The organism is Enterobacter sp. CM29 (assembly GCF_013179605.1).
Lineage (GTDB): Bacteria > Pseudomonadota > Gammaproteobacteria > Enterobacterales > Enterobacteriaceae > Enterobacter > Enterobacter intestinihominis.
The window spans coordinates 1-5,581 of the sequence record NZ_JABMCU010000241.1 but is presented as its reverse complement, the minus strand read 5'-3'; the positions used below and the strand labels follow the sequence as shown (position 1 = coordinate 5,581).

Annotated in this window: 5 protein-coding genes and 1 pseudogene; 3 read left to right on the top strand and 3 right to left on the bottom strand. The window is 55.2% G+C overall.

Annotated features, from left to right (window positions below; genetic code table 11):
• Nucleotides 1–89, top strand: a pseudogene (locus HP459_RS20765) (type VI secretion system tube protein Hcp); the annotation flags it as partial.
• A gap of 455 nt (nt 90–544) precedes the next feature.
• Nucleotides 545–1,714: a DNA repair protein gene (locus tag HP459_RS20760; protein ID WP_063147868.1), complete on the top strand. Its 1,170-nt coding sequence runs from the start codon at nt 545–547 to the stop codon at nt 1,712–1,714.
• Here the strand turns inward: HP459_RS20760 and HP459_RS20755 are convergent, their stop codons facing one another.
• On the bottom strand, nt 1,715–2,479 hold the full coding sequence (locus HP459_RS20755) for a siderophore-interacting protein (RefSeq protein WP_032626343.1): 765 nt from the start codon (nt 2,477–2,479) through the stop codon (nt 1,715–1,717).
• 145 nt (nt 2,480–2,624) lie between these two features.
• Here HP459_RS20755 and HP459_RS20750 point away from each other — a divergent pair, with 145 nt between their 5' ends.
• Entirely contained in the window at nt 2,625–3,119 is a 495-nt protein-coding gene (locus HP459_RS20750; protein ID WP_017382401.1) for a PadR family transcriptional regulator, read from the top strand.
• Here HP459_RS20750 and HP459_RS20745 read toward each other — a convergent pair.
• Together HP459_RS20745 and HP459_RS20740 are read right to left on the bottom strand one after the other, a co-directional pair.
• On the bottom strand, nt 3,116–4,675 hold the full coding sequence (locus tag HP459_RS20745) for a methyl-accepting chemotaxis protein (protein ID WP_171936759.1): 1,560 nt from the start codon (nt 4,673–4,675) through the stop codon (nt 3,116–3,118). The two genes, HP459_RS20750 and HP459_RS20745, sit on opposite strands and share 4 nt — an antisense overlap.
• Before the next feature lie 239 nt (nt 4,676–4,914).
• Nucleotides 4,915–5,581: methyl-accepting chemotaxis protein (locus HP459_RS20740; protein ID WP_253939665.1), on the bottom strand; the 667-nt coding region annotated here is incomplete at its 5' end.

Here is a 5,581-nt window from a genome sequence, read left to right as displayed (position 1 = left end):
TACAGCTCCGCTATGAGCGGATCACCTGGAAGTATTGCGATGGGAACATCCAATACTCGGACGCGTGGAACGAGCGGGTTACAGCGTAAAAAAAGGGCGGTTAATCCGCCCTGTATTGTTTTTAGTGCCAATTCTTTCGCCCCCTCGGTTTGCCAGCACGTAGCCTCCCCTCAATGGCAACATCCCGCGCGATCACCTGGTGCCAGCTCTCCGCACTTTTTATACATTTGGGGTATTTTAATCATGCTTAATGCTGTTAAGCATTCTCTGGCAGTTATTGCGGCGTACCGCTGCCGCTGCAGCCTCCAGAACCCCAAATTTTCGAGTTTCTCGGCTCACGCATTCAAAAGTGAACTCTAAGGTCACATTTAACCCCGTGCTCCCCGTTCCAGAAGGAAGATTCAACAACTCTCACTCTTTCACAAACCCTAAAAACTAAAGAAATCCCCCATCGCGCCGATCATCATCCGTGTGTATTATTTCCAGTAGCTTTTACAACAACTAACCTTAACTCAAATACTTAAGCGCCAGAGCGAAAGGCATCATGAGCACACCGATCAAACGGCTAGAAATCATTAAAAATGCCATTGAGCTGGAAGATGACGACATCATCCGGAGCCAGTTGAAACGTCTCAAAGAGGAAGCCTTTGACGATAATCTCCTGTCCATCGTCGCGGCGCTTGAGCAGAAAAATTACACCGCAGCCCTTCGCGCTATCACCGCCTGGCTGCAAAGCCAGCGCGCCGTTACCCCGTGGCGTGACCCGCAGCTGGCGGCCAGCAAGCTGGAGCTGAAAGCTCTGGAAGAGCGCTTGCGCGATCTGATTGATCGCCGTAACGCCCGGGTACAGCAGCTTGATGAATTCAACGATCTCTATTTCTCCCGCCTCGGGCCGTTGATGCAGCAGATCCTCGCCCTGCGTAAAACGCTGGCGGAGCTTAACCTGCGTCGTCAGCAGGCGGAGACGCGTCGTCGGGAAGAGGATTACCGCCGCTGCCAGGGCTATATGGCGCAGGCCGTAGAGGTTCTGACAACGCTCACCCGGCGCTGGCGAGATCTGCCTGCGGATTCCGTTCAGGCGGCAGAGGCGCGCAAGCATCTTCAGCAGCAAAGTAATCTGATTGCCAACCTACTGGCCGAAGCGATGGAGCTGGAGACCGGTTTAACGCGTGAAGAAGAACCAGCACGTCAGGCGCGCGATGAGGCCAACGAAGAGTACAAAAAGTATCGCGAACAGCATCATGATGCCGAAGTGCGCCTGGGTAAAGGCAAGGCTCTCTCTGAAGAGGATCGGAACGAGCTGAAGCGGCTCTGGCGTCAGGCGAGCAAGCTATGCCACCCGGATCTGGTTGCCGATGATTTAAAAGAGGAAGCCAACAGGATGATGGTGCAACTCAACCAGGCCAAACAGCGCGGCGACGTGAAGGCCATTCGCTCGCTGGTCGCCCGTCTGCAACAAGGGTTTGAACCGATGATGGCGAGCGACAGGCTGAACGACCTGGAACGTATTCGCAAAAAAATGGCGCAGGTGCGTGAGCAAATCGACACCCTGGTGAACGAGCTGGCAGAGCTGGAGAAGGAAGAGTCCTGGCTGCTCGTCTCGTCGCTCAGCAATATGGAAGCCTACTTTGCCCAGCAGGAGAAAGCGCTGAGAGAGGTATGCGCCTCGCTCGAACATCAGGTGAGCGAAGCGCAGCTGGATCCCGCAGCCTGATTATTTGGCGTGCCAGTACGCACTGGCACGTACCAGCTGTGGGTCAATTGCGTCGGTTTCAAACTGACGGCTCAGGCGTTTCACCACCTTCCCCTCTCCGGTCAGCCAGATAAAGTAATCCTCTTCCGGCACGGCCAGCGCTGCAAGATGGTCGGCTACCGCCTGCTCGTTGTGGCCGATAACCCAGGTGATGTTGAACCCGCTCAGGTGCGCCAGATAGTCCTGGTACGCCGCATCGCCCACGGTGACGATGGCGTGGATCGCCGGGGGAACAGGCAGTTTTGCGATGCTTTCTAAACGGCGACGCAGCGCGGGCATACCCGACTCGTCGCACACGTACAACTGCCAGGCGTAATCTTCCGGCACCACCAGCGAACCACGCGGACCGCCGATGGTCAGCTTGTCGCCCACCTTCGCCTCTACCGCCCAGTTGCTGGCAATGCCGCCATCATGCACGAAAAAATCGAGCGCCAGCTCGTGTTTTTCGTCATCGTACAGCGGGGTGTAGTCACGCGCCTGCGGACGCACCCCGTCGCCCCAGTCGATGCCTTCATCGGTCACCACAGGCGGCACGAAAGGGGTGCCCGGTGCCGGGAAAAAGACTTTGGTATGGTCGTCAAAGCCGCGAGAGCTAAAGCCCTCCAGCGCCTCGCCGCCTAGTACAATGCGCTGAAATCCTGCGCTGACTCGCTCAGTTCGCATCACGTTCAGCTCACGAAAACGCAGGTCATTGCGGACACGTTGAGGGTAACGGGTAGATGCCATGTTGATGCCCTTCTCAGGTGAATACGATATATCGGAATGAATTTTTAATGATAATGATTGCTATTAACTCAGAAATCAAGATCTTTTAGATTGCATCTGAATATATCTTAGATATAGTTTAGATATATCAAATTGAGGAAGAAACATGCGACACGAACACGACGGCGGCGGACGCCGGCCACGATTTTTTGGCCATGGTGATTTGCGGCTGGTGATCCTGGATATCCTGACCCGCAACGCGAGCCATGGTTATGAGCTGATTAAAGAGATCGAGAACCTGACGCAGGGACATTACACGCCAAGCCCTGGCGTGATCTACCCGACGCTGGATTACTTGCAGGATCAGGCGCTGATCACCATTACCGAAGAAGAGAACGGCCGTAAGCGGATTGCAATTAACGCCGCCGGGCAGCAATGGCTGGATGACAATCGGGAACAGCTGGAGCAGATCCAGACGCGTATCAAGGCGCGCTCCGTCGGGTTCCAGCTGCGCAAAAACCCACAGATGAAGCGGGCGCTGGATAACTTCAAAGCGGTTCTGGATCTGAAGGTTAATCAGGGAGAACTCAGCGACGCACAGTTAAAACAGATTATCGGCGTGATTGACCGCGCGGCACTGGAGATCTCCCAGCTGGATTAAGCCAGCACGCCGTCGCTCACGCGGAACACGCGAACCAGCTCTTTCAGGTGCATCGCCTGTTCGTTAAGGGATGCCGCCGCCGCAACGGACTCCTCCACCAGCGCGGAGTTCTGCTGGGTGGTGGCGTCTATCAGGCCAATCGCGCTGTTGATCTGCGAGATACCTTCCGTCTGTTCGTGGCTGGCCTGGCGAATTTCACGCAGGATGACGTCCATCTCTTCCACGTTGCCGACCATGCCGTTGATAAGCCCGCTGGCTTTCTCCACAAGGTTCATGCCGTCCTGCGTCTGGCTTGTGGAGCTTTCAATCAGCTGGCGGATCTCACTCGCAGATGTTGCACTTTTCTGCGCGAGCTGGCGTACCTCACCCGCCACCACCGCAAAGCCGCGACCATGCTCACCTGCGCGCGCCGCTTCGACCGCCGCGTTCAGCGCCAGAATGTTGGTCTGGAAGGCAATGGCGTCGATCAGGTCGATAATGTCGGACATCCTGTTCGATGTTTCGTTAATCAGGCGCATTTTGCTGGTGACCTGCTTCATCATCTCGCCGTTGTTTTTGACCACGGCAGCCGCATCGGCAGACAGGTTCGTCGCTTCTCCGGTGTGGGACGCGGTGTTCTTCACCGTGGCGGTAATCTGCTCCATCGACGCGGCCGTCTGTTCAACGGAACTGGCCTGCTCCTCCGTGCGGGCAGCCAGATCCTGGTTGCCTGCGACAATCTGCGCGGCGGCGCTGGAGATGTTTTCCGATCCGGTTTGCACCTGCTGCACAATCTCCAGCAGGCGCGTTTTCATCTCCATCAATGCGGTGAGGAGCAGTCCGGTTTCATCTTTACCGTGCGAGGTAATGCTGCCGGTGAGATCGCCATCGGCGATGGCCTCCGCAAAATTCACCGCGTCGTTCAGCGGGCGGGTAATGGATCGCACAATGAACCAGCCAGTCAGGCTGGCTGCCGCGACGCTGAAAAGCGTAATCAGGATCAGCAGCAGACGATTAGTGCGGAAATCGCCTTCCACCTGCTCGCCCGCACTCTGCATTTCATGATCCTGGATCGCAATCAGCGCCTGCACTTTCGCTTTATAAGACTGTTGCAGGTCCAGGGTGTTGGTCATCATCTCGTTTATCGCGCCCGCACGGTCGTTATTCTGCACGGCCTGCAAAATGCGGTAGCGCGAGTCAAGATATTGCTGGCGTACGCCGTGGATGTCCGCCAGCACCTGTTGGGATTTTTTATCCTTGAGAGCGTTGTCCAGCTCGCTCAGGATTGCGGTGATGCGCTCGCTTATCGCCTTCAGACGCTGTTCTGATTGCGTCGTGTACGTTCCCTGTTCGTCCAGCAGCATGAGCTGCTGCGTGCTGATAAATTCCTGGAAGTTGTCGATTAACTGGTTCGCTTTTATCGTAGTTGGATAGTCGCTGGTAAGAATGGTTTGCATTCCATTGTTTGCCCGATTCAGGCTCATCAGAGACAAGCTTGCGCTGACGACCATCAGGACAATAAATAATCCAAACGCCAGAAATAATTTCGTGCCGATCTTTACGTTATGTATGAACATATTTACCCCATCGATGTGATTATTTCTCAGACGATCGCTGTTATCGGTAGGAAACTCGCTAACTTTATGACTTTGATCGTTTTTTTATTTCTCACTTTCAATAAATCCGGGGCGTAGCAATTAAAAATCGGGTGCTTTTTTTAGTTACTTAATATTTCATTAACAACATAACTTATTCTGAAAAACAAAAAAGCCGTTTACCCCGGAGGAATAAACGGCTTTATCGAAGCATGCATTTCTTAATGCAGCACGGTAACCGCATCTTCAAGACGTCCGGCCCGGTGCTTAACCATCGCGGAAATCTGCGCGCTCTCTTCGACCAGGTCAGCATTTTTCTGCGTAATGCTGTCCAGTTCTGCCACGGCACGGGTCAGCTCTGTCAGGCCTGTAGCCTGCTCGGAGGTGGAGTGGCTGATCTGCGCGATAAGCTGCGTGACGTTTTTCACCTGCTCGACAATATCATCCATGGTACGTCCCGCGGCGTGGACCTGATCGGCGCCCGACTGCACTTTGCTGGCGCTGGCGTCGATCAGCTTGCGAATATCGTTAGCCGCGTTCGCGCTGCGGCTGGCAAGATGACGCACTTCGCCCGCCACCACCGCAAAGCCTTTCCCCTGTTCGCCCGCGCGTGCCGCCTCAACCGCGGCGTTCAGCGCCAGAATATTGGTCTGGAAGGCGATGTCATTGATAAGCGAGGTAATAGAGCCAATGCGCTGGGTACTGTCGGCAATGTCATCCATGGTTTTCACCACGGTCTGCATCACGGTGCCGCCCTGCGTGGCCGCGCTGCTGGCAGCCATCGACAGCTTGTCGACTTCGGCTGCGGTCTCAGAGTTACTCTGCACCGACGCCGCCATCTGGTTCATTGTTGCCACGGTCTGCTGCACGTTAGCCACGGTCTGACGC